Here is a 1,133-nt window from a genome sequence, read left to right on the forward strand (position 1 = left end):
GAGAAGCTTTTCGAGTTCAACATTATGAGAGACTGTGTTCATGCGTTGAGTTACTCATTGGAAGTATCTATTCTAGTCCGGGCTCGAAATCCTCCTCTGACTCGCTAGGACCCTCGAGTGCACGAGGAGGTAAGGGCGAGCCTGAGCGGACTACAACACCGGAGGATTGAACATCCTGTCGGTGTCCGGCGCCAGAGCTGTTCGACTCTGCACTCAAGTAAGCGGAGAAGTCCATGGGAAGCGGCGAATTGGCCAGCGTGAGGCATTGGCCCAGGTTGAGATCCAACTGGTGCCCTTCCCCATCCCAGCAGCGGCAGGACTTGGTGAGGATCGCGCAGCCGCGGACGGCTGGGAGGGTTCCCGCGGTCGTCCACTCGTTGCCGGGGTTGGGCGACACCGGCCGCGCTTGGCCGCGCTGGCGCGCGTCTGGCGCTGCGGCCGGTGCCGCCTGAGCACCGATGCCTTGCTTGATAGCCGCGAAGCTCTCGGAGCGGAAGAAGGTCGAGTAGATGAAAACGCCGCCGAGCAGACCGCCTAGGGCGAGGAATACAGTCGGCCAGAACGGGAGGCTGAATTTGTGGGTGTGCTTGGTCGCGGACTGGTAGCGATCGAACTTCTTTTTTGGGAAGAACCAGTTATTGATGTCGGCGCGCTTTTGCTCCGTGCGCGAGTTCGGCGACGTGACGCAAAAATCCCAGGTGTACACGGTAGCGCGCTTGAGGCCGGCAGAGCGGTGGAGATGGATATGGCGACCGACCAGCTTGCGAACGTTCAAATGGATGAGCGCCGGGTCTTGGGTGACCAGCACGATGTCGTGCCCTGTATGCCGATGCATTTCCAGGGCGCGGATGCGCGGGTCTTCCGAAACGCCCACCTTGGCCGTCGAGGGGAAGATTTTTTGCGCTTCGTCATAGACGACAAACGAGCCTTCCGGGGTGTCGCGCCAGTCGTCCGGCGAGATGCCGCAGCGCTCGTCGATGAAGCCGTCGATATTCGAGAAACACGCCCTGCCCGCGTCTAGCTCCTTGTCGAGCAGTTCGACCGTCTTGAGGGTCTTACCGCCACCGGGAACACCCGTAATGATCGTAATCATGTGCTGCTGGTCTTGGTGAAGCCGAGGCTGCTGGATTGAA

1 protein-coding gene is annotated in these 1,133 nt (G+C 60.2%); it reads right to left on the bottom strand.

Annotated features, from left to right (window positions below; all coding sequences use genetic code 11):
• Positions 1–67: 67 nt before the first annotated feature.
• Positions 68–1,133: zonular occludens toxin domain-containing protein (locus G467_RS17735; protein WP_022970510.1), on the bottom strand; the 1,066-nt coding region annotated here is incomplete at its 5' end.

The sequence above is a fragment of the Arenimonas oryziterrae DSM 21050 = YC6267 genome (assembly GCF_000420545.1).
Taxonomy (GTDB): domain Bacteria; phylum Pseudomonadota; class Gammaproteobacteria; order Xanthomonadales; family Xanthomonadaceae; genus Arenimonas; species Arenimonas oryziterrae.